The 22,675-nt window shown below is 64.7% G+C and carries 21 protein-coding genes; 11 read left to right on the forward strand and 10 right to left on the reverse strand.

The annotated features are described in order from the left end of the window. Together GVL61_RS23325 and GVL61_RS23330 are read right to left on the reverse strand one after the other, a co-directional pair. A partial coding sequence (locus GVL61_RS23325) for a hypothetical protein (protein WP_200844934.1) occupies positions 1–457 on the reverse strand: 457 nt, incomplete at its 3' end. Between the two features lie 181 nt (positions 458–638). Then, positions 639–911: a hypothetical protein gene (locus GVL61_RS23330; RefSeq protein ID WP_159983493.1), complete on the reverse strand. Its 273-nt coding sequence runs from the start codon at positions 909–911 to the stop codon at positions 639–641. 316 nt (positions 912–1,227) lie between these two features. Here GVL61_RS23330 and GVL61_RS23335 point away from each other — a divergent pair, with 316 nt between their 5' ends. After that, a complete protein-coding gene (locus GVL61_RS23335) occupies positions 1,228–1,668 on the forward strand; it encodes a COG3650 family protein (RefSeq protein ID WP_159983495.1) in 441 nt (146 codons plus the stop codon). 18 nt (positions 1,669–1,686) lie between these two features. Here GVL61_RS23335 and GVL61_RS23340 read toward each other — a convergent pair whose 3' ends face one another. Together GVL61_RS23340 and GVL61_RS23345 are read right to left on the reverse strand one after the other, a co-directional pair. Beyond that, the gene (locus GVL61_RS23340; protein ID WP_159983497.1) at positions 1,687–1,995 is read right to left on the reverse strand and encodes an alkylphosphonate utilization protein; all 309 of its coding nucleotides are present in this window, start codon (positions 1,993–1,995) and stop codon (positions 1,687–1,689) included. Between the two features lie 74 nt (positions 1,996–2,069). Next, complete coding sequence (locus GVL61_RS23345; protein ID WP_159983499.1) at positions 2,070–2,498, reverse strand: OsmC family protein; 429 nt, start codon at positions 2,496–2,498, stop codon at positions 2,070–2,072. A gap of 466 nt (positions 2,499–2,964) precedes the next feature. Between GVL61_RS23345 and GVL61_RS23350 the strand changes: the two genes are divergently transcribed. Continuing rightward, positions 2,965–3,300, forward strand: a complete 336-nt coding sequence (locus GVL61_RS23350; RefSeq protein ID WP_159983501.1) for a hypothetical protein — start codon at positions 2,965–2,967, stop codon at positions 3,298–3,300. A gap of 307 nt (positions 3,301–3,607) precedes the next feature. Here GVL61_RS23350 and GVL61_RS23355 read toward each other — a convergent pair whose 3' ends face one another. From GVL61_RS23355 to GVL61_RS23365, 3 genes are all read right to left on the reverse strand, one after another. Then, positions 3,608–4,759, reverse strand: a complete 1,152-nt coding sequence (locus tag GVL61_RS23355; RefSeq protein WP_159983527.1) for a glycosyltransferase family 1 protein — start codon at positions 4,757–4,759, stop codon at positions 3,608–3,610. A 167-nt stretch (positions 4,760–4,926) separates the two neighbouring features. Beyond that, entirely contained in the window at positions 4,927–5,415 is a 489-nt protein-coding gene (locus tag GVL61_RS23360; protein ID WP_159983503.1) for a hypothetical protein, read from the reverse strand. Positions 5,416–5,688: 273 nt separating this feature from the next. Further along, the gene (locus GVL61_RS23365; RefSeq protein ID WP_159983505.1) at positions 5,689–6,084 is read right to left on the reverse strand and encodes a hypothetical protein; all 396 of its coding nucleotides are present in this window, start codon (positions 6,082–6,084) and stop codon (positions 5,689–5,691) included. Between the two features lie 243 nt (positions 6,085–6,327). Here GVL61_RS23365 and GVL61_RS23370 point away from each other — a divergent pair, with 243 nt between their 5' ends. From GVL61_RS23370 to GVL61_RS23400, 7 genes are all read left to right on the forward strand, one after another. Beyond that, complete coding sequence (locus GVL61_RS23370; protein ID WP_159983507.1) at positions 6,328–6,600, forward strand: hypothetical protein; 273 nt, start codon at positions 6,328–6,330, stop codon at positions 6,598–6,600. Positions 6,601–6,816: 216 nt separating this feature from the next. Then, positions 6,817–7,545: a response regulator transcription factor gene (locus GVL61_RS23375; RefSeq protein WP_159983509.1), complete on the forward strand. Its 729-nt coding sequence runs from the start codon at positions 6,817–6,819 to the stop codon at positions 7,543–7,545. A gap of 19 nt (positions 7,546–7,564) precedes the next feature. Continuing rightward, a complete protein-coding gene (locus GVL61_RS23380; protein ID WP_159983511.1) occupies positions 7,565–8,890 on the forward strand; it encodes an ATP-binding protein in 1,326 nt (441 codons plus the stop codon). Positions 8,891–9,042: 152 nt separating this feature from the next. Next, positions 9,043–9,732: a carbonic anhydrase gene (locus tag GVL61_RS23385; RefSeq protein ID WP_159983513.1), complete on the forward strand. Its 690-nt coding sequence runs from the start codon at positions 9,043–9,045 to the stop codon at positions 9,730–9,732. Continuing rightward, on the forward strand, positions 9,729–11,264 hold the full coding sequence (locus tag GVL61_RS23390; protein ID WP_159983515.1) for a SulP family inorganic anion transporter: 1,536 nt from the start codon (positions 9,729–9,731) through the stop codon (positions 11,262–11,264). The genes GVL61_RS23385 and GVL61_RS23390 overlap by 4 nt, the downstream gene beginning before the upstream one ends. Positions 11,265–11,565: 301 nt before the next feature. After that, on the forward strand, positions 11,566–12,417 hold the full coding sequence (locus GVL61_RS23395) for a TorF family putative porin (protein ID WP_159983517.1): 852 nt from the start codon (positions 11,566–11,568) through the stop codon (positions 12,415–12,417). A gap of 209 nt (positions 12,418–12,626) precedes the next feature. Beyond that, a complete protein-coding gene (locus GVL61_RS23400) occupies positions 12,627–13,487 on the forward strand; it encodes an outer membrane protein (protein ID WP_159983519.1) in 861 nt (286 codons plus the stop codon). Positions 13,488–13,716: 229 nt separating this feature from the next. Here the strand turns inward: GVL61_RS23400 and typA are convergent, their stop codons facing one another. Further along, complete coding sequence (gene typA / locus GVL61_RS23405) at positions 13,717–15,549, reverse strand: translational GTPase TypA (RefSeq protein WP_159983521.1); 1,833 nt, start codon at positions 15,547–15,549, stop codon at positions 13,717–13,719. 284 nt (positions 15,550–15,833) lie between these two features. Between typA and GVL61_RS23410 the strand changes: the two genes are divergently transcribed. Together GVL61_RS23410 and GVL61_RS23415 are read left to right on the forward strand one after the other, a co-directional pair. After that, on the forward strand, positions 15,834–18,590 hold the full coding sequence (locus tag GVL61_RS23410; RefSeq protein ID WP_159983523.1) for a TonB-dependent receptor: 2,757 nt from the start codon (positions 15,834–15,836) through the stop codon (positions 18,588–18,590). A gap of 256 nt (positions 18,591–18,846) precedes the next feature. Next, on the forward strand, positions 18,847–19,323 hold the full coding sequence (locus tag GVL61_RS23415) for an RDD family protein (RefSeq protein ID WP_159983525.1): 477 nt from the start codon (positions 18,847–18,849) through the stop codon (positions 19,321–19,323). Here GVL61_RS23415 and GVL61_RS23420 read toward each other — a convergent pair. After that, positions 19,320–21,824, reverse strand: a complete 2,505-nt coding sequence (locus GVL61_RS23420) for an ABC transporter permease (protein ID WP_159983529.1) — start codon at positions 21,822–21,824, stop codon at positions 19,320–19,322. The two genes, GVL61_RS23415 and GVL61_RS23420, sit on opposite strands and share 4 nt — an antisense overlap. A gap of 132 nt (positions 21,825–21,956) precedes the next feature. Further along, positions 21,957–22,616 (reverse strand): ABC transporter ATP-binding protein, encoded by a 660-nt coding sequence (locus GVL61_RS23425; RefSeq protein ID WP_159983531.1) that lies wholly within the window; start codon positions 22,614–22,616, stop codon positions 21,957–21,959. Positions 22,617–22,675: the final 59 nt, after the last annotated feature.

The following is a 22,675-nucleotide window of genomic DNA, read 5'->3' on the forward strand; positions in this document are numbered from 1 at the left end:
GGGCATAACCGCCCTGAAGCGGGGGAGCCGGGTCGTCGTCGTAGCCGTCATCGGCATAACCGTCGTAATTGCGCATGTCCCGGCGGCCGGGGCGATCGCCGCGGACCCAGCCTTCGTCGTCGTAGCTGCCTCGCGGGGGGTAGCCATCGGCCGCATAGCCTTGATGTGCAGGATAGGGGGGCGCGGCCTCGTCGCTCGAATATCCGGGCCCGAATGGCCAGGCCGGGGAGTCTAGCAGGGACAGGCCCTCGTCGAGCCAGGACTGGCGGACGGGCGGCTCGGCGTAGCTGGACGCGGCTTCATCGGCAGGCGCCAAGGCACGGTGCGCCGTCTCGCGTCCCGCGTCATGGTCGGCACCTTCACGATAGGGACGCATGGCGCCCGTCGTCATTCCAGCGAACACCGCGCCGGCAAGGCCGCCAACTATGAGCAGCAGGACAAGTTTGCCCGCAGCCATCGAACCTCCAGATAATTTCACCATGCCCCTGAGAGGCAGGGATAAACGGAAGTGGCTGTCGGCGTGCTGAACGCAACGAAAAAGGGCGCCGTCCCGCTCGAGGGGGACGGCGCCCTGTTCGGGGCTGCTTCAACCGGGCGTGGGAGAGAGAGGAGGGTGCCCGGGTGCGCAGCCGCGCAGATTAGCTGCCGAGGTTGAGCTTGGCAGCTTCGGCGGTCGTGAACGATACGTAACGGCTGTTGTAGGTGCCCGAAACGCGGTCGCCCTTGACGTAGAGACGGAACGGCACGCCGGCAGAGGTGTTGCCGTTGATCACGGTGACCTTGCCCTTCTGCTGGGTGGTGTAGGCGTAGTTCACGCCTTCATGCGAAAACTCGCGGGAGTCGTTGGCCTGGGCAACCGCCGGAACGGCCATAAGAGCGACAGTGGCAGTGGCGAGAATGGTCTTGAACATGGCAAAATCCCTAATTCTGAGAGGCAGGAACTTGCCTCGGCATCGTTTGTCTTGTCTTGTTGCGATGCAGCAAAAGCGGATGACGTGGTTGCGTGCAATTTCAATACACGAACCATCAGGTGCAAAACGTGCAAGTGAAGAGATTTTTGCCTGATTTTTAAGCACATGCCGAGAACGCTGTGTCCGCAAAAAATCGACGAACTGCGGCAATCGTCGCTGCGCGGGCGCAAATTGGGCCGAATCGACCTTTGTCGGTTCAGTGATTCGCATGCGAGCGGGCTTGTTCGATCATCGGGAAATGAGCTAGGTCCGGCCTATGAACCGTTCTCCTGTCTCTGTGCTGGCGCCGATCATGGCTCTCTTCGCTCTTGCAGCATGCCATTCGGCGGCAGAGCAGGTGCCGGGCGATGCCAATGACCGCAATCCGTGGAGCGGTATCGCCGCCGGAGAGGTCGTGCACTTCCTGGGGACGGAGCCGTTCTGGGGCGGTCAGGTAGGGCCCGATGGCCTCACCTACACCACGCCTGAGAATGCAAAGGGTGAGACTGTCACCGCCAGTCGCTTTGCGGGGCGCGGCGGGGTTTCATACAGCGGGACGCTGGCGGGCGGAGCGGCAACGCTGATGGTGACGCCCGCCCCTTGCGGCGACGGCATGTCCGACGCGCGCTATCCTTTCATCGTCACCCTGCAGATCGGTGAGAAGACGCGCAGCGGCTGCGGCTGGACCGAAAAGCAGCCGCGCACCACCAGGCAGTAGTTTAAGGCGGCCTGGTTTTCAGCGCTTGCGCACGAATTCCGCGCGCAGGACGAGGCCCTTGATGCCGGGGAACTTGCAGTCGATTTCCTGCGGGTCGCCGGTGAGGCGGATCGACTTGATGACGGTGCCCTGCTTCAGCGTCTGGCCGGCGCCCTTGACGTCGAGGTCCTTGATGAGCGTGACCTGATCGCCATCTGCCAGGATGTTTCCCACGGCGTCGCGCACTTCGATCCGGTCGGCAGCAGCGCGGCGTTCCGCGAGATCGGCGGCGGACATCCACTCACCACTTTCCTCGTCATAGACGTAGTCTTCATCGTCACCGGGCATCGTCGCATCCTGTTCGGGCGCGGCGGATGTCGCCGCGCCCGGATGCCTTGGCCGATAGCGGCGGTGAAATCCAGTCAGCCGGCCAGTGACTTCTCCAGCGTGACCTCGCAGTTCAGCAGCTTCGAGATCGGGCAGCCGGCCTTCGCCTCGTCGGCGATGCGGGCGAAGTCCTCTGGCGTGATGCCGGGGATCGAGGCGGTGAGGGTCAGCGCCGACTTGGTAACCGAGAATCCGTCGCCGTCCTTGTCGAGCGTCACCGTGCACTGCGTGTCCAGAGTGCCGTCCGCATGACCGGCGCTGGCCAGGGCGAAGCTGGTCGCCATAGTGAAGCAGGCGGCGTGGGCTGCGGCGATAAGTTCCTCGGGGTTCGTTCCCGGCTTGCCTTCGAAGCGGGTGCCGAAACCGTAGGGCTGTTCGCTGAGCACGCCGGACTTGGTGGTGATGGAGCCCTTGCCGTCCTTGCCGAGGCCTTCGTAGCGGGCGGAAGCGGTGTTCGTGGTCATGGTCGGGGCCTTTCTGGTGGTGTGTTCAAGTGCCGGTCCCTGCAACGCGGTGCGGGGGGGCAGGGTTCCTGAACTGTCTGCGCACGAAACCGGAGGGTGATTCGGGCCGATTTTCGTTCATTAAACGCATTTGCGTCTGCAGCATGGGCATAACCTACCATTCGCGCCGTGAAGTCGGCATGACAAAACGTTCGGTCCGGCCCTCTCACTTCAGGCGGGGGGAATCCGGCCTAGCCTGCGGGTTTTGTTGAGAACAACGTTCTTCGCCGCCGGCGATGCAACTCGACAACTTTGCTCGGAACGATGAAACCGCCTGGTACGTCTATCGTTTTGCACTGCGGAAAGCGCAGGAATGCTAAGGTTCCTGAGGATTGTTCGCTTGGTGGAACACTCAGCCGAGTGGTACCAATTGTTCACTAGATGACGGACCGGCAACCGGTATCGGCACGGGAAGAGGATGGTTGTCATGAAGCGATTCCTGACAGCATTGCACATGGGTCTGGTCCTGTTTGCGATGTCGGTCTCCGGTACAGGTCATGCTGCTGTTACGCATGTTGAGGCGGGCGCCATGACCGGCGCTTACTACATGCGTGACACTCTGGTTCCCCGGGTGGACGATCTTACCCTGATCCAGCGCAAGCCGGCGCTCTACGTTGCCAGTTTCAACGACGGCATGGCGACGGTGGCCTATTCGCTGGAGAACGGGCGGATCGTCTACCGGGTGGTTCAGGGCGAAGTGGGCGATGCAGCACGAGCGGAGATCGATCGGGCCTTGACCCGCCTTCAGCGCAAGCTGGCCTGACGGGAATACGCAGCAAAATACGACGGTATAAAAATAGAACAACGCAGGGAGAACAATCGCGAAGGTCGGCTGGGCCTTCGCGAAAAGCCGAGGGAAGGGGAGAAGCGCGAGGCGCGGCGGGGAAACCATCGCCGCGCCCCGTTGCGCTGGAAGTTCACGCTCCGCGTGATCTCAACGAGAAGGCTGCGCCATCCACTACGCAAAGCGCGTCGCCGTGGACGAGTGCGGTCTGTCGCTGTCCACAAAATGTATCAAGGGCGGCAATTTTTCGGGGGCAAAACGGACGGGACCCGTTGCCCCCGAAGCCTCAGCCGCGCGCTTTCTGGCGGATCAGGCGCAGGTAGGTGTCGGCAACGGCCTGGTTGATGCGGTCCCAGCTGAATTCGCTGGCCCGCAGGGCGCCTGCCTGGCCGTGATTGCAGCGCAAGTCGCTGTTCTCCATATAGCCCTTGAGAGCCTCGGCGAACTGGTGGACGGCGCCCGGCGGGATGAGCCGACCCGAGACACGGTCGTCGACGAGGCTCTGACTGCCGGTGGCAGCGGCGGCGACTACGGGTAAGCCGCAGGCCATGGCCTCCAGCGTGACGTTGCCGAATGTCTCGGTGACGGAAGGGTTGAACAGCACGTCCATCGAGGCGACCGCACGGCCCAGGTCCGACCCAGCCTGAAAACCGACGAAGGCGGCGCCGGGCAGGCGCTCCTCGAACCATTCGCGCGCGGGTCCCTCGCCGATCACCAGAACCTTGTGGGCCACGCCGCGGCGGCGCAGTTCATCCAGCGTGTCGGAGAACACGTCGAGGCCCTTTTCCATGACTAGACGGCCCAGAAAGCCGATCGCGACTTCATGGTCGGCGATGCCGTGGCTACGGCGCCATTCCAAGTCGCGGCGGCCGGGGTTGAAGACTTCGTGGTCGACGCCGCGTGACCAGATGGAGACGTCGTAGTTCATCCGCTGCTCGCGCAGCAGCTGCGCCATGCTTTCGGACGGCGCGACGAGGGCATCGCAGCGGCGGTAGAAGCGGCGTAGCATCGCTTCGATCAGCGGCTCGCCCCAAGCCATGTTGTAATAGCGCAGGTACGTCTCGAACCGGGTGTGGACCGAGGAGAGCACCGGCAGCTTGCGTCGGCGCGCCCAGGTCACGGCCTGATGCCCGACGGGATCGGGCGAGGAGACGTGGACCACGTTCGGCTGGAACTTGGCGAGGTCGCGGCCGGCCTTGCCCCAGAAGGTCAGGGGGATGCGATACTCGGGCCGGTTGGGGAAGGCGATCGAGTGGACGCTCACGAGGTCGCCGGTAGGTTCGAAGGCGGGATTGGGGACGGTCGGCGCGTAGATGCGCACTTGCGCACCCTGGCTCAGCAGGTAGCCGACCAGGCGGTTGAGCGCCTGGTTGGCGCCGTCGCGGACGTAATTGTAGTTGCCCGAAAACAGGGCGATGCGCAGGTCGGCAGTATCCATGATGGGCTGGCCCATAGCCGCCCCGGCCACGCTTGGCGAGGGCGGTTCACGGTAAGCCGGGAACTGCACCGGCAAGTGCGGCTCGCGGGCAACGCTGTTCGCATCCGCTGTAATCGAATCCGGCCAGTCGCCGACCCGCGAGTCCATTTATCTGCCTGCGTCAGGTTTTAACGACGGCGCCAGTCACGATCACGGCGGTCGTCGCGGCGATCCCAGCGGCGGTCGTTCCTGCGGTCATAGCGGCGATCGTTGCCCCAATTGCGGCCGCGATCCCAGCCATTACCCCAGCGGTCCCCGCGGCTGTAGCGGTCGCGGTAATAGGGCGCGTAATAGCGGTCGTAATACCGGTCGCGGTAATAGCGGTTCGGATTGCCATCGTAATAATAGTAGCGGTCTGGGCGTCCGCGCACAGTGACGTAGCGGCGCGAATCGTAGCGGCCACGGTCGTAGTAATAGCGGTCTCCGCGATCGGCGATGGCAGCTCCCACGGCGAGGCCGATCACGCCAGCGCCGATGGCGATGGCAGCATCGTTGCCGCCGCCCCGGCCATAATAACGATCACGGGCCTGTGCCGGTGAGGTCGCCAGCAGCACGGAAGCTGCGAGCGCGGCTCCCATGGCCAGCTTCTTTCCGAATGTCTTGAGCGAGGTATTCATGTCATTGGACTCCGTTTCCGGGCCAACCGGGTAACGGCGGTTGCGGTGGGCGCGTTGGTTGGAAAATGCTCCCCGAGGACTGAACCGCGAGTGAATTTGTTATGAGGCGCATCGGGCGTGCGACGAAGCGAACGGTTTCGGCGGCGACGTGAAATCGCGGTGCAATGAACGGCGCTCGGTACACTGGGCATGCAAAGACGCCCGGCCGGGAGGTGTGGCCGGGCGTCTCGCGGGCCGGATGAGGGGGATTACCCGGCCGCTTTCGCATCTGGATCAGTAGCCGCGGCGGTAGTCGTCCCGGTTGAGATTGTAGCCACGGCGATAATCGCCCTGCATGTTCCCGCCCTGTCCGCGGTAGTAACGCTGGTACTCGTCACGGTCATGGCGACCGCCGCCGCGATCCCAGTAATAGCCGTCGCGGTAAGACCAGTCGTTCACATAGGCGGGGCCGTTATAGCGATTGTCGTAGCGTGCGTCGTAACGGTCGTCGTGGTTGTTCGACGAAGCGGCGATGGCGCCGACCGCGAGGCCGAGAATGCCCGCGCCGATGGCGATGGCGGCCGTGTTGTCGCCTCCGCGATGATAGTCGCGCGCCATGGCCGGCGTGGTGCTGGCAAGAGCGGTAGCGGCGAGGCCGGCGGCAATGGCAGTCTTCTTGAACAGGTTCATGGCGAGAAACTCCTTTCGAGGGACTGCGGTCCAAGAAACCGTTGTCCCCGTGTTGAGATTGTTCTAGCCCTTGCTGCCTGAACCGGATCGAAGCGGATCTGGCAGTTTCAGTTCACGATTGTACGCAATTGTATGAACGAAGATCTGTTGCGAACGGGAAATATTTCGTAATATCCCCGCCCGAAACGCGACACGTTCGCTCCCCAATCTGACATCATCAAAATATCAGATTGGAGAATACCTATGATTTCCGCCGCTCTTTTCGCCCTGGTTTCGCTTTCTAGCCCGTCAGCCGCTCCTGTCTCGGCTGCTTACGCCGGTGAGACCATTGCCGCCATGAAGGGCCACCCGACCCCCGCACGCAGCGCGGCCGCCCGCTCGGCTGCCCCTGCCGTTTGCCACCCCGATCCTTCGAAGGGCCGCGCCTGCCGCCACGTCGTCGTCCAGGCGGAGCAGGCCGAGCGCGCAACCCTCGCCGGGGTCGATGCCGGCGCTGCCCGCGAACACGCGCGCTGATACCTGCCGGGCGGTGCTTCCCTGCTTCGTGGCAGGGCATGCATCGCCGGGCGGTGACAGCTCGCCCAGCCGTCTTTCCTCCCCGGAAGCTTCAGTGGCGGTGCGACATTTTCCGACCGGCCCGGCTATCTTCGCCGCGCCGCTTCCCTATATGGTAGAAGAGACAAGCACAGCACGATGACGGTCGCTCCCCGCTACAGGCTCCCCCAGGAAACCATGACTACCCCTCCCACCATCTTGCTCGTCGAGGACGATGGCGCGCTCCGCACCCTGACGGCGCGGGCCCTGCGTCAGAGCGGGTTCAACGTGCTCACCGCTGCCACCGGCGCGGAAATGTGGGTCACACTGCGCGAGGCGACGGTCAGCCTCGTCGTGCTCGACATCATGCTGCCGGGCACCAGCGGGTTCGACCTGTTCCGGCGCCTGCGCCGTGAAAGCGATGTGCCGATCATCTTCGTCAGCGCGCGTGGCAGCGAGGAAGACCGCGTGCTGGGCCTTGAACTCGGTGCCGACGATTACCTCGCCAAGCCCTTCAGCACCCGTGAACTGGCCGCCCGTGTCAGCGCCGTGCTGCGCCGGGGCGGCGGCCTCGATTCGGCCAGCGAGCCGGTCGCCGAGGCGCGCGGGCAGGATATGATCCATTTCGATAACTGGCAGGTTTCGATGGCCCGGCGCGAACTGCGTTCGCCCAGCGGCGCCATCGTCGACCTGACCGGGGCTGAATTCGATCTGCTGTCCACCTTCCTGGGATATCCCCAGCGCGTGCTCGGCCGCGAACGACTGATGGAACTGTCCCGCTCGCGCATCGGCGATAGTTCGGACCGCAGCATCGACGTTCTCGTCAGCCGTCTGCGCCGCAAGCTCCAGGCAGAGGGCAGCGAGTCTCCGATCGTTACGGTTCGCGGCGTCGGCTACATGTTCAAGGCGGAAGTGATCCGCGCCTGATGCCCTGCGGGCCCATCTGATGCTGCGTAGAATCGTCGCCCTGTTCAGGCGGATGGGCCTGCCCGAGCGTCTGTTCGCGGCCTTCGTGCTGGTCGTCGTCATCGAATTCGCGGCCAACTGCTTCCTGTTCGACCGGGTCAACTCGTTCGAACTGCGCCGTGACGACGCCGACCGCATCGCCGAAAATCTGGTACTGGCGCACCGCACGCTCGAACGTGCCGGCAAGGAAGAGCGCGGCGCCGTCGCCCAGGTGCTCAGCACCAGGCGTTTCACACTGGTCCTGACATCTCCCGACGACCGGCGGAGCGGTTCGCTGGGTCTCTCGAACTTGCGCTCGCAAGTGGTGGAGGTCGAGCCGGAACTTGCGCTCGCCGACCTCGAACTGCACCTTGAGGGGGTGCCGGGCAAGGGCAACATCGGTGGCTCGTTCCGGCTCAGCGACCGCAGCGTGGTGCGCTTTCACACCCATGCCAGCGCCGCCTGGAAGCTGACTGCCGGGCGCGTCGCCAGTCTGATCCTGCCGACCCTGCTGCTGATCGCGCTGGCCTGGCTGCTGGTGCGTACGACCCTGCGCCCGCTGCGCAACCTGATCGGCGCGACGCGGCACCTGGGCTCCGGCCCGCCGCACCCGGTGCCCGAACGCGGGCCCGACGAACTGCGCGAACTGATCCGTGCGCTCAATGAAATGCAGGAGCGCATCCACCAGTCGCTGGTCGACCGCACCCAGACTATGCTGGCGATCGGCCATGACCTCAAGACTCCGCTCTCGCGCATGCGCCTGCGCCTCGACGACGAAAGCGTCGACCCCGAGGTGCGTGAAGGTCTTTCCCACGATATCGACGAGATGCGTTTGTTGCTCGATTCGATACAGGCCTATGTCGACAGCGACGGCAAATCGATTCCGCGCGAACTCATCGACCTTGCCGTCATGGCCGAGACGCTGGTTGACACCGCTGCGGATCACGGCGCCGATGCGACATATTCCGGGATATCCAGCCTCACCCTGAAAGTCCGGCCGGTGCCGGTCCGCCGGGCTTTGTCGAACCTGATCGAGAACGCCATCCACTACGGCGGCAACGCCCGCGTCATCGTCCGGCGCGACGGCGGTGGGGCGGAGATCGTCGTCGAGGACGATGGCCCGGGCATCCCCGAAGACCGTATCGCCGACGCCCTCCAGCCCTTCGTCCGCCTCGACACTTCGCGCGCGCGGGACACGGCTGGCATGGGCCTTGGCCTCGCCATCGTGCGCAAGGCGGTGCGCATGGAAAACGGCACGCTGGACCTGCGCAACCGTCCCGAAGGAGGGCTGAGAGCCACCATTCGACTGCCGCTGACCACTGACTGACCTGATCGTTGCTCGATTGCTGCTGACTTGCTGCAATGCAGCAAGCTTTCGTAACGCACGCGCACGACAGCCGAAAATCTCGATGCCTAGCTTTTCATACAAGCTCGCGGCCTTGTGCCAGCGGGCATGTGAATAAGAGAAAGGTGTCCCAGGTGAACGAACTCATCGGCCGTGTCTTCAACTTCGAGAAGACCACATTCCCCGCCAGCAGCGAGCTTTTCGGCGAGCTGACCGCCAAAGGTCAGTTCCCCAAGGCGCTGATCATTTCCTGCGCCGATTCGCGCGTTGTGCCGGAACATATCGTCCAGGCCGACCCCGGCGATCTCTTCGTGTGCCGCAACGCCGGCAACATCGTGCCCCCCTATTCGACCCAGAACGGCGGCGTGACCTCCACCGTCGAATATGCCGTGGCGGCGCTCGGCGTGCGTGACATCATCGTGTGCGGCCACTCGGACTGCGGCGCGATGAAGGCGCTCAGCGACCCGACCGGCCTGGAAGCGATGCCCAACGTGGCTGCGTGGCTCAAGCATGGCGCCGCGGCAGAGCACATCGTGACGACCTGCCATTCCGAACTGGAAGGCAAGGATCGCGTGCGCGCCATCAGCCTCGAGAACATCATCGCCCAGCTCAGCCACCTGCGCACCCACCCCGCAGTCGCCGCCGGTATCGCGCGCGGCGAGATCACGCTGCACGGCTGGTTCGTCGACATCCACGCCGGTCAGGTCCTGGGCCTGAACGGTGACACCGGTGAATTCATCACTCTGCGCGAAGACCGTGCCCTCCCGGTCGCGCTTGCCGCACGCGCCCGCTTCGCCACCGAATACGCAGAAGCAGCAGAATGAGCGCCGCCGCCGCCGGTGAAGAGCGCCAAGGCCTCTTCACCCATTTCGGCAGGGACTTCACGGCGTCTATCGTCGTGTTCCTCGTCGCCATGCCGTTGTGCATGGGCATCGCTATCGCTTCGGGTGTTCCGCCGGAGAGGGGGCTGGTTACCGGCATTATCGGCGGCATCGTCGTCGGCATGCTGGCAGGTTCGCCGCTGCAGGTCAGCGGCCCGGCCGCCGGTCTTGCCGTCATCGTCTTCGAGTTCGTTCGTGAGAACGGGCTCGAGGCGCTTGGCCCGGTCCTCCTGCTGGCAGGTGTTCTGCAGCTGGTTGCCGGCGCGCTCAAGATGGGCGGCCTGTTCCGCGCAATCAGCCCGGCCGTGGTCCATGGCATGCTTGCCGGTATCGGCGCGCTGATCGTCATCGGCCAGTTCCACATCCTGTTCGACGAGAAGCCCCTTGCCAGTGGCCTCCAGAACCTTGCGGCCATGCCCGCGCGCGTGTTCGGCCTCGATTTCTCCAATGCCGCCTCGACCGAGATGGCGTTGGGTATCGGCCTGCTGACCATCGCCGTGATGCTCGGCTGGGAGAAGCTGCGTCCCAAGTCGCTGACGCTGGTTCCGGGCGCTCTGCTCGGCGTTGTCGCCGCGACCGGCATGGCCTGGGGCATGGGTCTGGACGTGGCGCGTATCGAGGTTCCCGCTTCGATCGCGGCTGCCTTCACCTTCCCCACCAGCGCTTCGTGGTTCGCACCGCTCGCCAACCCCTCGCTCGTCGTTGCGGCGCTTGCCATCGCCTTCATCGCCAGCGCCGAAACGCTGCTTTCGGCTGCTGCCGTCGATCGCATGCATGACGGCGTTCGCACGCAGTATGACAAGGAACTGCGCGCGCAGGGCGTGGGCAACTTCCTGTGCGGCCTGTTCGGCGCGCTGCCGATGACCGGCGTCATCGTGCGCTCCTCGGCGAACGTGCAGGCAGGCGGCAAGACCCGCCTTTCGACGATCCTGCACGGCGCCTGGATCCTCGGCTTCGTGGCGCTGCTCCCATGGTTGCTGCGCGAAGTGCCGATGGCCGCGCTTGGCGGCATTCTGGTCGTCACCGGCTGGCGCCTCGTCAGCGTGAAGCACGTCACTCACCTGTTCAAGGCACACGGCCCGCTGCCCGCCGCGATCTGGGCCGCGACGTTCGTGCTGGTGGTGACCACCGACCTGTTGACCGGCGTGCTTGTCGGCTTGGCGCTTTCGGTGATCGAGCTGCTGCCGCACTACAAGCACCTGCGTCTCAAGGTGAACGAGCATGACGAGGGCGAAGCCACCCGCGTCGAGCTGAACGGTGCGGCGACGTTCGTCGGCCTCACCCGCCTGAACGCGGTGCTGGAAAAGCAGCCTGCCAATCGCCCGATCCATCTCGACATGGACCGCGTCAAGGCGATTGACCACACCACTGCGGAGACGCTGTCCGAATGGATCAGCCGTCGCCGTCAGGGTGGGCAGAATGACCGGGTGACCGGCCCCGCAGCCATCCTGAGACCGCTGCCGCTGGCAAGCTGATCAGATACCTGAAAGGCCGGGAACCCTCACACCCGGCCCCACTACCTTCCGGGCGGAGCGCTTAAGGCGTTTCCGCCCGGCATCTTGTCTGGCTGCTGCGGGCTCTGTTGCCATGCAACCACACTTGCTGCGCTGCAGTATATGGCAACATTTCGTCATAAAAAGGCAAGGTTGCGGACAATCTGGCTGCGTAGCTCTGTTACATGCCGGTGTGAAACGGACCCGCCAAGCAGCGAAGGTCCGGCATACTGGCCGCAGGACGGAACGTAATACCAACAGCAACATGAGGGTGTTCCGAACAATGAAGTCTCGTCTTTTCGCCGGCGTCGCCGGTCTCGCCGCTGCCTTCGCTGCAACAGCGACCCCCGCGATGGCGCAGGAAGAAGTGCCCAGCGAATTCACCGTCACCGGCAGCGTTGCGCTCGTCACCGACTATCGTTTCCGCGGCGTCTCGCAGAGCGACAAGGAACTGGCCGTGCAGGGCGGTGTCTCGGTTGCCCACGCCAGCGGCGTTTATGTCGGCACCTGGGCGTCGAACCTTTCGGGCTGGGGCACCTTCGGCGGTTCGAACACCGAACTCGACATCTACGGCGGTTTCGCCACCGAAGTGACTAGCGGCGTGACGCTGGACGTCGGCCTGACCTGGTACATGTATCCGGGCGGCTCGGACATCACTGACTTCGCGGAACCCTATGTGAAGCTCTCGGGCGAAGTCGGCCCCGGCAAGCTGCTCGTCGGCGTTGCTTATGCGCCCAAGCAGGAAGCTCTGGGCCGCTGGTATCTGAGCGCCGATTCCTACGCCACCGGCATCCCCGACGCACCGGGCGCGAAGTCGGACAATCTCTACATCTGGGGTGACGCCAGCACCAGCATCCCGAGTACTCCGCTGACCCTGAAGGCCCACCTGGGTTATTCGGACGGCAACTCCGGCCTTGGCCCCAACGGCACCAGCGTCGCACCGACCGGCAGCTACGTGGACTGGATGCTGGGTGCGGACCTCGCGGTCGGACCGGTTACGCTGGGCGTCGCCTATATCGACACCAACATCACCAAGTCCGAATCCGCCTATCTGCAGCCCAACTTCTCCTCGACCAAGAACGGCTCGCGGATCGCCGGCTCGACCGTGGTTTTCTCGCTTTCGGCCGGTTTCTGATCGGTTGAATTTGGTTCCCGCCCGCGTGCTCTTTCCGGGTCCGGGCGGGGATCGATTGCGACAGGCCGTTGAGCCTTCCGCGTCTGTGATATCAATGTAACATATTGTGAAGTTTGCGGATTTGTGACCGATCTGCGGCAACCTCCGCCGCTTTCGATGTTTGATCCTCCCGCAGGGCAAAAACATGCCCTTGTTGCAGGAAGGATCATATGACCCATTTCAACCGCGCTCTGTCGGTCGTCGCGCTCGCCGCCGCCGCCACCGCAATGCCTGCCTTCGCGCAGGATGCCGCTCCCGCCTCCGGGGGCCGTGACAGCCATTTCGATGGCCCCTACATCCAGGGCTTCGGTGGCTACTCAGTGCAGAACCAGGACAGTTCCGAAAGCCTGAAGTTCGACACCGATGGCGACGGAAAGTACAACAACAGCGTCAACACGGCGGCAGGTGCCAACGCCTTCTCGCCCGGTTTCTGCAGCGGCAAGGCCAATGGCGCGACCCCGGCTGCGGGTTGCCGCCAGGACCGTGATGGCGCCGAATACGGTGTGCGCATCGGCTACGACCGCCGCATGGGCAACATGGTCATCGGCGGCCTGATCGAAGGCTCCAAGTCCGAAGCCAAGGATGCGGTCTCGGGCTACAGCACCACGCCCGCCAGCTACGCGATCCAGCGCGAGATGGACTACAGCGTCACGGCTCGCCTGCGCGCAGGTTACACGCCGGGCGGCGGCGCGCTGTTCTATGTCACCGGTGGCGGCGGCATGGCCAAGCTCGACCATACGTTCACGACTACCAACACCGCCAACTCGTTCGACCCGGAACGCAACAACAAGATGGTCTGGGGCTGGCAGGCCGGCGGCGGCACCGAGATCATGCTCACGGATCACATGAGCCTTGGTCTCGAATATCTCTACAACCGCTATAGCGACAACAAGTACAACGTTGTTGTCGGTCAGGGCACCGCGCCTGCGACAAACCCGTTCCTGCTCGACTCGGGTTCGACCCGCATCAAGGGCGGCGACAAGAACTTCGACTACCACTCGCTGCGCGCGACGGTAGGCTTCCAGTTCTGATCCAGAGCTGATCCTCGTAGGAGGGTTGGAGGAGCGGCAACCGGCTGCGTCTGTGCCGGCGCACCCGTTGCTTTCTCAAGAATGCTCCAAGCATCCGACCACCTACGGCCTTAAGCTATTGCTGTGCCTGCGATGCAAATGAGGGCGCATTGGTGCCTGACAAGGAAAAGGGCGCGACGGTCATCCCGTCGCGCCCTTTTTGTCACGCTAGCGCTGCGTCAGCAGCAGCTTATGCGTTTTCCTTCTTGCGGCCAGCCTTCTTGCGGTCGTTCGGGTCGAGCAGGGCCTTGCGAAGACGGATCGACTTCGGGGTCACTTCGACCATCTCGTCGTCGTCGATGTAGGCGATGGCCTGCTCCAGCGTCATCACGCGGGGCGGGGTGAGGCGGATGGCGTCGTCCTTGCCGGTCGAACGGAAGTTCGTCAGCTGCTTCGACTTCATCGGGTTCACTTCGAGATCGTCGGGCTTGGCGTTCTCGCCGATGATCATGCCTTCATAGAGCGGCTCGCCCGAACCCACGAACAGGATGCCGCGCTCTTCGAGCGGGCCGAGCGCGTAGGCAACGGCTTCGCCGGCGCCGTTCGAGATCAGCACGCCGTTCTTGCGGCCTTCGATCTTGCCCTTGTGGGGGCCGTACTTGTCGAACAGGCGGTTCATGATGCCGGTGCCGCGCGTGTCCGACAGGAACTCCCCGTGGTAGCCGATGAGGCCGCGCGACGGAGCGATGAAGGTGATGCGGATCTTGCCACCGCCCGAGGGGCGCATGTCGGTCATCTCGCCCTTACGGATCGCCATCTTCTCGACGACGGTGCCCGAGAATTCCTCGTCCACGTCGATCACGACGGTCTCGTAAGGCTCGGTCTTCTTGCCGTTCTCGTCTTCGAGGAACAGCACGCGCGGGCGGCTGATGCCCAGCTCGAAGCCTTCGCGGCGCATCGTCTCGATGACGACGCCCAGCTGAAGTTCGCCGCGGCCGGCGACTTCGAAGCTGTCCTTGTCTGCCGATTCGGTGACGCGGATGGCGACGTTGGTTTCCGCTTCGCGGGCCAGACGGTCGCGGATCATGCGGCTGGTGACCTTGGAGCCTTCACGGCCCGCCATCGGCGAATCGTTGACAGCAAAGCGCATCGATAGCGTCGGCGGATCGATCGGCTGGGCCTGAAGCGGCTCGGAGACCGTGGGATCGGCGATAGTGTTCGCCACGGTGGCCGAGGTCAGGCCGGCGATCGAGATGATGTCGCCTGCCTTGGCCGATTCGACGGGGACGCGGTCAAGGCCGTGGAACGCCAGCAGCTTCGAGGCGCGGCCGGTTTCAACGACGTTGCCTTCGCTGTCGAGCGCGCGGATCTGGTCGTTCAGCTTGACGGTGCCCGACTGGACCTTGCCGGTCAGGATGCGGCCCAGGAAGTTGTCGCGGTCGAGCAGGGTGACGAGGAACTTGAAGGGTCCGTCGACGTCGGCTTCGGGAGCCGGCACGTGCTCGATGATCTTCTCGAACAGCGGGGTCAGCGTGCCTTCGCGCGCATCGGGATCTTCGCTGGCGTAGCCGTTGCGGCCCGAAGCGTAGAGCGTGGGGAAGTCGAGCTGCTCGTCGTTGGCGTCGAGGCTGACGAAGAGGTCGAACACTTCGTCGAGCACTTCGGCGTGACGGCCGTCGGGACGGTCGATCTTGTTGACGACGACGATCGGCTTGAGGCCGAGGCCCAGCGCCTTGCCGGTGACGAACTTGGTCTGCGGCATCGCGCCTTCCGAGCTGTCGACCAGCAGGATCACGCCGTCGACCATCGAGAGGATGCGCTCAACCTCGGCGCCGAAGTCGGCGTGTCCGGGCGTGTCGACGATGTTGATGCGGTAGCCGTTCCACTCGATCGAAGTGGGCTTTGCCAGAATGGTGATGCCGCGCTCTTTTTCGAGGTCATTCGAATCCATCGCACGCTCTTCAACGCGCTGGTTGTCGCGGAACGTGCCGGACTGGCGGAAGAGCTGGTCGACGAGCGTGGTTTTGCCGTGGTCGACGTGCGCGATAATCGCGATGTTGCGCAAGGGAAGCGGGGCGGACATTCAGGTCTTCTTTCGAAAGGAGGGCCAGCGGGCAAATGCGTGTTGCACTGCAAAATTTGGGCGCCCTTACCTGATACCAGCGTTTTCGGCAAGCGTGCTGCGATGGGCGGGCTTGTGGCAGGAGTGTCACGATGATGCAGATTGTCCGCAAATATTCGTCGGCTTCGATTGTCGACTTCGCAGTTATTTCCTAAAAGTGTGTATTCGATACGCGACTACACAAGCGATCAGCCTTTTGCGCGCAAGACGCAGGCACTCGCGCAAGTAAGGACGGGGGGTAGCTGATGAAGGGCAGTTCAGCAGGCATCGCCGCGCGGTCATCGCGCATGGTCGTCGACACCGCTCTGGCCAGGGCAGGATTGCTTGCGGGCGTGGCGGCGGCCGGGCTGGTGGCAGCGCCCGCGCTGGCGCAGGAATCAGGTTCGGGGAAAAGGGCTGCGCAGGCGGGCGAGGAATATGCCGACACCATCATCGTCACTGCCACCAAGCGCGAGCAGACGCTGCAGGATGTGCCGGTGGCGGTGTCCGTCACCAGCGGCGCGACGCTTGAGCGGGCACAGATTCGTGACCTGAAGGACCTGCAGTCGGTCGTGCCCAGCTTGCGCGTCAACCAATTGCAGTCCAGCGCAAACACCAACTTCTATATCCGCGGCTTCGGTAACGGCGCCAACAATGCGGGGATCGAGCCTTCGGTGGGCCTGTTCGTGGACGGGGTCTACCGGTCGCGATCGGCCTCGATGATTGCCGATTTCCCGGACGTGGAGCGGATCGAGGTGCTGCGCGGACCGCAGTCCACGCTGTTCGGCAAGAATGCCTCGGCAGGCGTGATCTCGATCGTGACCAGAAAGCCGCAGTTCGAATTCGGCGGAAACGTGGAAGCGAGTTACGGCAACTACGATGCGGTCGTGGTGAAGGGCATGGTCACCGGCCCGATCACGGAAAACATCGCCTTCAGCTTGGCCGGCGGGATCAACAAGCGCGACGGCATCGTCAAGGACCTCGCCGACATCGGCGCACGCACCAACGAGCGGGACCGCTGGTTCGCGCGCGGGCAGCTGCTGTTCGACAACCATGAAGGCTTTGACGTCCGCCTGATCGCCGATTACGGCAAGATCGACGAGAACTGCTGCGCTGTGGTCAACTTGCGCCAGGCGGTGCCCACGGCGGCGATTTTCGCGCTGGGCGGGGCAGTGACCCAGCCGGACGAAAAGTATGACAACGTCGGCTACAACAACTTCCAGTCCTCCAACGACATCGAGAACTGGGGCGTTTCGGGCGAACTGAACTACGACCTTGGCGATGTGCAGTTGACCTCCATCACTGCATACCGCCGCTCGGATGCGCTGACCAACCAGGATTCGGACTTCTCCAGCGCCGACCTGCTCGGGCGCAACTGGCAAGACCTGCGGATCAAGACCTTTACCCAGGAACTGCGCGCCAACTTCAAGGTGGGCGAGCGGATCACCGGCCTCGTCGGGGGGTACTACTTCAACGAGAAGATCGACCAGAAGAACCAGGTGCTGTGGGGCGACGATGCCCGGCCTTATGCCGATCTGCTGGTGCGCAGCCTGTCGGGCGGCGCGCTGAGCGTGCCCGCTCTGGAAGCAGCGTTCGGCGGGTCCGAGGCGGCGGCTGCAGGCAATCCGGCGCTGGCGGGCAGGTACGCCGGGCAGTTCTTCGCATCCGGCACAGGGCTGAGCGAGGCGTACAAGCTGAAGAACGAGGCCTATTCCGCGTTCGGCCAGCTCGATTTCGAGGTGGCCCCGGGCCTGATCGTGACAGGCGGGGTCAATTATACCCACGATACCAAGCGCTTCGCCACCGGCACGACCTCGGACGATGTCTTTGCCAGCATCGATTTCAACGACCCGCGCTATGGCGGTTTCCGGCAGGCCTTGCTTTATCAAGGGGCGCTGTCGCAGACCGTCGGCAACCTGCTGGGGCTGGGCCGGTCGGCGACGGCAGCCGAGGTCGGCGCTTTTGCCGGCGCCAACGGGGCAGCCTTCGCGCAGGTGAATGCGGGCGCCGCGGCCTTCGCTGCCGGCAATGCCAATAATCCGGCTGCGAATCCGCTCAACGCGCTGCGAGCGCTGCAGTACTTCCCGCCGTTCATGAACGTGCCCAATGCGGTCGAGCCGGGCAAGGTCAGCGACGGGGATTTCAGCTATACAGCGCGCCTGGCCTGGGACGTGACACCCAGCGTCAACCTCTATGCTGCCTGGGCGACGGGCTACAAGGCGGCCTCGATCAACCTTTCGCGCGACAGCCGGCCTACTCCGGGCGACCTTGTAGACCTGCGCGCGCAGGGACTGGCGGTGACCAACCTCACCTCTGGCAGCCGCTTCGCCAATCCCGAGAACGCGACGGTCTACGAACTGGGCTTCAAGGGGAACTGGGGCATCGTCTCGGCCAATGTCGCGGTGTTCAAGCAGATCATCAAGAACTTCCAGTCGAACATCTTCACAGGCTCCGGCTTCTTCCTTGCCAATGCGGGCAAGCAATCGGCCTTCGGGATCGAGTTCGAAGGGTCGGCCAAGCCGGTCGATCCGCTGACGCTGACGCTTTCATGGACGTACCTCGATCCCAAATACGACACTTTCAAGCTCTCCGCCTTCGGGGACCTTTCGGGCACCACGCCTGCGGGCGTCTCGCCGCTGTCGGTTACTTTCGGTGCGGAGTTCGTGCAGCCGGTGGGGTCGGGCGGCGACCGGGTGATCCTGCGGGGCGACTATCATTACGAAGCGCAGTTCAGGCTGGTAGAGGGCCTGCCCGGCCTCGTTTCGCGCGATGCCGTGGGCAATGTCACCGGCGTTGCCGCCGCACTGGCCGCCGCGCGCGAGTTCAAGCAGGACATCAACGACGTCAACGCATCGCTGACCTATGCGATGGCGAACGGTATGGAAGTGTCGGTCTGGGGCCGCAATCTGCTGAACGACCGCACCATCCTGCAAATCTTCGACAGCCCCGCCCAGCCCGGCTCGATCTCGGGTTATGCGAACCAGCCACGCACTTACGGCGTGGCGGCACGCTACCGGTTCTAAGCCGGAGCGCGAAAACGCACGGCCACCTGCCCGCGGTTCTGGGAGGAGAGGCGGGCAGGGGCGGCTGTGCAATTTGGAACAGGGGCGCGAAGGGCATTGCCTATCGCGCCCCTTTTTTCACGATGCCGATCGCCGCTACGCTCAAAAGTCTTTGTATTTTCGGGTATTTGATGAAAGTTTGCCGCCGATAGCTTGGCCTTGTCGGAATGCAATGTTCTGACCCGGGAAGCGAAGCCGTGGAACAGGGGGAAGTTATATGGTGCCTAACGGTGGTTTCTGGTGGCGGGTTCTCGCCTACATCATCGATGCGATCATCCTGAACGTAGCCTCGTCGATTATCGGCGGGATATTCGGGGCCGGGTTTGCCTTTCCGCTTATGGGGATGGGCAATGTGGCGGCGGTCAGCGGGGCTATGTTCGGAATGGTCGCGGTAAGTATCGTCGTCAACTGGCTGTACTTTGCGCTGATGGAAAGCTCGAAGCTGCAGGCCACTATCGGCAAGCTGGCGGTTGGGCTCGTTGTAACCGACCTCACCGGCGCGCGGGTCAGCTTCCTGCGAGCCACCGGGCGTTATTTCGGCAAAATACTCTCCAGCGCCATCTTGTGCATCGGATTCATCATGGCTGCATTCACGGAGCGCAAGCAGGGGCTGCACGATCTGCTGGCGGGGACGCTCGTCTATAAGACACGCGATCCCCAGCAGGTCTACAACAGCGCCGACGTGTTCGCCTAAAGCTCCCTCAACGCGCGAGCCGGTTTCGCCCGCAGCAGCGGTAGCGAGCCGGCCAGCGCGAAGCCGAGGATCAGCACCAGACCGGCTCCCAGTACCGCAAGAATACGGGGCCAGTCCGGCAGCCAGGTGAATTCGAACAGCTTCACGATCACCGCCCAGGCCATCGCGCTGCCTGCGGCCAGCGCCACGATCGCCAGAACGGCGGCGATGAGCCCGTACTCGGCCATCTGAAGTACGAGCAACTGGCGCCGGCTGGCACCCAGCACGCGCAGGATCACGGTGTCGTATGTCCGGCTGGCGCGCGCGGCGGCAATGGCGCCCAGCAGCACCGCAAGCCCCGACAGCACGGCTACCGAAGCCGCCGCAAGGATCGCCGCCGACATCTGGTCGAGCAGCGCGCGCGCATCGCGCAGCAGGCTGCCGGTTTCGATCACCGAACTCGACGGAAAGGCGCGCACAAGTTTCGGCAGCAGACCGGCGGTCGAGGCGCCGGGCGGTACCTCGATGGTCGCGGCAAGGTTGTGCGGCGCTTCCGCCAGTGCGTTAGGCGAGAAGACCAGCACGTAGTTGAAGCCCAGCGTATCCCAGTCGATCCGGCGCAGCGCGGTGACGCGGGCGGTCTTCTCGACGCCGAGCACATTCACCGTGATATAGTCGCCGAGCTTCAGGCCGATCGCCTCGGCCAGTTTCTCGTCCAGCGAAACCTGCGGCTCGCCATAAGGGATTTCGGACCACCACCGGCCGGAGGTAACGGTGCTGCCCTGCGGCACACCGACCGAATAAGTGAGACCGCGCTCGCCCCTTAGCGCCCAGGCGCCGTCTGGCAGGTCCTTGCCCAGGCTCGACACCTTGGTCATGTGGCCTTTGGGCCCATAGGCAAGAATGCGCCCGCGCAAGTTGGGGACCAGATTGAGTTTGGCGCCGGGGACAGTCTGCGTCACCGCATTGCGGAAATCCGCGGCCTTGTCCTTCGGCACGTCGAGCACGAAGAAATCGGGCGCGCGGTCGGGCACGGTGCGGCGGATGTTGGCGTCGAGGCTGGTTTGGACGCCCGCGATCAGCACGAAGGCGGAAAGGCCGAAGCCCAGGGCGGTAACCAGTGCGCCGGTCTGGGCGCCGGGGCGGTGCAGGTTCGCAAGGCCGGCCCGCAGCATGGGCGCATGCGGTCGGGGCAGGCGGGCGGCAAGGCGGCGGATGCCGGTGCCGATCAGTGCCAGCAGTCCCAGCATTGCTGCCGATCCGCCAAGGAAGCCCAGCGTCACCAGCGGCTGCGCGGCATTGGCCAGCGCCAGCACTACGATTGCGCCCAGCCCGAGGCCGACCGGCAGGGCCAGCGCCTTGCGGTCCGAGCGAAGCGGCATCACGCCTGCGCGCATCAGCGCCATGGCCGGATAACCGCGTGCGCGCACCAGTGGCGGCGCGGCGAAAACCAGCGCGACGAGCAGGCCATAGGCTGCTGCCGTTGCCAATGCGGCGGGAGACACGGTGAAGCCGGTGTCGACCGGCAGCAGGCTTTGCAGCGCAGAGGCCAGCATTGGCGTGACCAGCACCCCGGCGGCAAGGCCCGCCACGCTGCCCGCCAGCGCAGCCGCGCCCACCTGCAGCAGGTAGATGCGCACGATGTCGCCGCTCGTCGCGCCCAGCACCTTGAGCGTCGCGATCGAGGTGCGCCGGGCCTCCAGATAGGAAGATACGCCGCCGCCGATACCGATCCCGGCGATCACCAGGGCGGCTAGCCCGACCAGCACGAGAAATTCGCCCATGCGGCTGACGAAGCGCTCGGTCGACGGAGAGGCGGCCTTACGGGTACGCGCGTCGAAGGCGCTTTCGCCAACACGGGCCTTGAGGGCATCGACCACCGGCTCGGGATCGCGCCGGCTGTCGGCGAAGCGCACGCGAACCGCGCTGCGGTACATCGCGCCCGGCGAGGTCAGCCCGGCTTTGGCGGGAAGGTCCAGCGGAGCGATGGCGGTGTCGCCCAGCGCGAAGCCTTCGCTCATCTGTTCGGGATCGGCGGTGATGATGCCGCCGACGGTGACCGGCACGCCGCCAAGGTCGATCTGCGTGCCCTTGGCGGCACCGAGACGGGCGGCGGTCCCCTTGGCGATCCATACAGTTCCGGGCGGCGGTGCGCCGACTTTACGGCCGTCCACCAGCTCCAGCTTGCCATAGAGCGGCCATGCGTCGTCCACCGCTTTCAGGGCGACAGGGGCGGTGGCGTCACCTCTGCTTGCAATCGCCTGCATCCGGTAGCCGCGAGAGACTTTGCCCAGCTTGGCCAGCGCGGCGAATTCGTCTGCGGAAAGGTCGCGTTGCCAGACTTTGAGTTCGATGTCGCCGCCCAGGATCTCGCGCCCGCGCGAACCCAGCTCGCTTTCTATCGAGCCGGTCAGCGTCCCGATTGCGGCAATCGCGCCCACGCCCAGAAACAGGCAGACGAGGAGGAGCCGCAGGCCCTTGAAACGGGCCGACAGGTCACGCCGGGCGATGGTCCAGGCCATGCGCCAGGGCAGGGCGGCGGTGGAGGTTGCGGCCCTTTCGCTACGGCCGAGGGGAGCGGGCGTGGCGGCGATCAGCAACATGGCGCGGCCTGCGGGACAAGGCTGCCGGGCGTAGTAGGAGCCGGGCGATCGTTACACATGACGGTCGCTCGCGATCATGCCGTCGGCCAGCGTCACCACGCGCTCGCACTGGCGGGCGAGGCTTTCGTCGTGGGTGATGATGAGCAGTGTCGCACCGGCTTCGGCGCGGCGGGCGAACAGGAGTTCGACGATCGCGGCGCCGGTGGCGGCGTCCAGGTTGCCGGTCGGTTCGTCAGCGAAGACCAGCGCCGGGCGCGGTGCCAGCGCGCGGGCAATCGCCACGCGCTGCTGTTCGCCGCCCGAAAGCTGCGCGGGATAGTGCGAAAGACGGTGCCCGAGGCCGACCGCGACCAGTTCCGCCTCGGCCCGTTCGCGCGCGCCGGACATTCCGGCCAGTTCCATGGGAGTGGCTACGTTTTCCAGCGCGGTCATCGTGGGCAGCAGGTGGAATGCCTGGAGCACCACGCCGATGCGCCCGCGCCGCGCCCGCGCGAGATCGTCCTCGCCCATTCCGGCGAAGTCCTCGCCCGCGACCTGCAACGTGCCCGAGCTGGCGCGCTCCAAGCCGCACAGCACCGCCATGAGCGAGGACTTGCCCGAGCCCGAGGGGCCGATCACGGCCACGGTCTCGCCGCGGCCCAGAGTGAGCGACACGTCCCGCAGCACGGGCACGCCGCCGAAGGCCTTGTGCAGGCCGCGCGCCTCGATCATGGGCACGCCGGCGGATGCACCGGCACCGGCACCGGCAGCGGGGGCGGAAAGGTCAGGCG

Origin of the sequence: Novosphingobium sp. 18050 (assembly GCF_902706195.1) — a bacterium.
In the GTDB taxonomy this organism is placed as follows: domain Bacteria; phylum Pseudomonadota; class Alphaproteobacteria; order Sphingomonadales; family Sphingomonadaceae; genus Novosphingobium.

Coding starts and splice junctions, on each gene's coding strand:
- GVL61_RS23410 (WP_159983523.1), top strand. CDS start 15,834: ATGAAGGGCAGTTCAGCAGGCATCGCCGCGCGGTCATCGCGCATGGTC.
- GVL61_RS23420 (WP_159983529.1), bottom strand. CDS start 21,824: ATGGCCTGGACCATCGCCCGGCGTGACCTGTCGGCCCGTTTCAAGGGC.
- GVL61_RS23400 (WP_159983519.1), top strand. CDS start 12,627: ATGACCCATTTCAACCGCGCTCTGTCGGTCGTCGCGCTCGCCGCCGCC.
- GVL61_RS23375 (WP_159983509.1), top strand. CDS start 6,817: ATGACTACCCCTCCCACCATCTTGCTCGTCGAGGACGATGGCGCGCTC.
- GVL61_RS23355 (WP_159983527.1), bottom strand. CDS start 4,759: ATGGATACTGCCGACCTGCGCATCGCCCTGTTTTCGGGCAACTACAAT.
- GVL61_RS23380 (WP_159983511.1), top strand. CDS start 7,565: ATGCTGCGTAGAATCGTCGCCCTGTTCAGGCGGATGGGCCTGCCCGAG.
- typA (WP_159983521.1), bottom strand. CDS start 15,549: ATGTCCGCCCCGCTTCCCTTGCGCAACATCGCGATTATCGCGCACGTC.
- GVL61_RS23340 (WP_159983497.1), bottom strand. CDS start 1,995: ATGCCCGGTGACGATGAAGACTACGTCTATGACGAGGAAAGTGGTGAG.
- GVL61_RS23350 (WP_159983501.1), top strand. CDS start 2,965: ATGAAGCGATTCCTGACAGCATTGCACATGGGTCTGGTCCTGTTTGCG.
- GVL61_RS23345 (WP_159983499.1), bottom strand. CDS start 2,498: ATGACCACGAACACCGCTTCCGCCCGCTACGAAGGCCTCGGCAAGGAC.
- GVL61_RS23425 (WP_159983531.1), bottom strand. CDS start 22,616: ATGATCGAGGCGCGCGGCCTGCACAAGGCCTTCGGCGGCGTGCCCGTG.
- GVL61_RS23395 (WP_159983517.1), top strand. CDS start 11,566: ATGAAGTCTCGTCTTTTCGCCGGCGTCGCCGGTCTCGCCGCTGCCTTC.
- GVL61_RS23415 (WP_159983525.1), top strand. CDS start 18,847: ATGGTGCCTAACGGTGGTTTCTGGTGGCGGGTTCTCGCCTACATCATC.
- GVL61_RS23330 (WP_159983493.1), bottom strand. CDS start 911: ATGTTCAAGACCATTCTCGCCACTGCCACTGTCGCTCTTATGGCCGTT.
- GVL61_RS23390 (WP_159983515.1), top strand. CDS start 9,729: ATGAGCGCCGCCGCCGCCGGTGAAGAGCGCCAAGGCCTCTTCACCCAT.
- GVL61_RS23335 (WP_159983495.1), top strand. CDS start 1,228: ATGAACCGTTCTCCTGTCTCTGTGCTGGCGCCGATCATGGCTCTCTTC.
- GVL61_RS23365 (WP_159983505.1), bottom strand. CDS start 6,084: ATGAACCTGTTCAAGAAGACTGCCATTGCCGCCGGCCTCGCCGCTACC.
- GVL61_RS23370 (WP_159983507.1), top strand. CDS start 6,328: ATGATTTCCGCCGCTCTTTTCGCCCTGGTTTCGCTTTCTAGCCCGTCA.
- GVL61_RS23360 (WP_159983503.1), bottom strand. CDS start 5,415: ATGAATACCTCGCTCAAGACATTCGGAAAGAAGCTGGCCATGGGAGCC.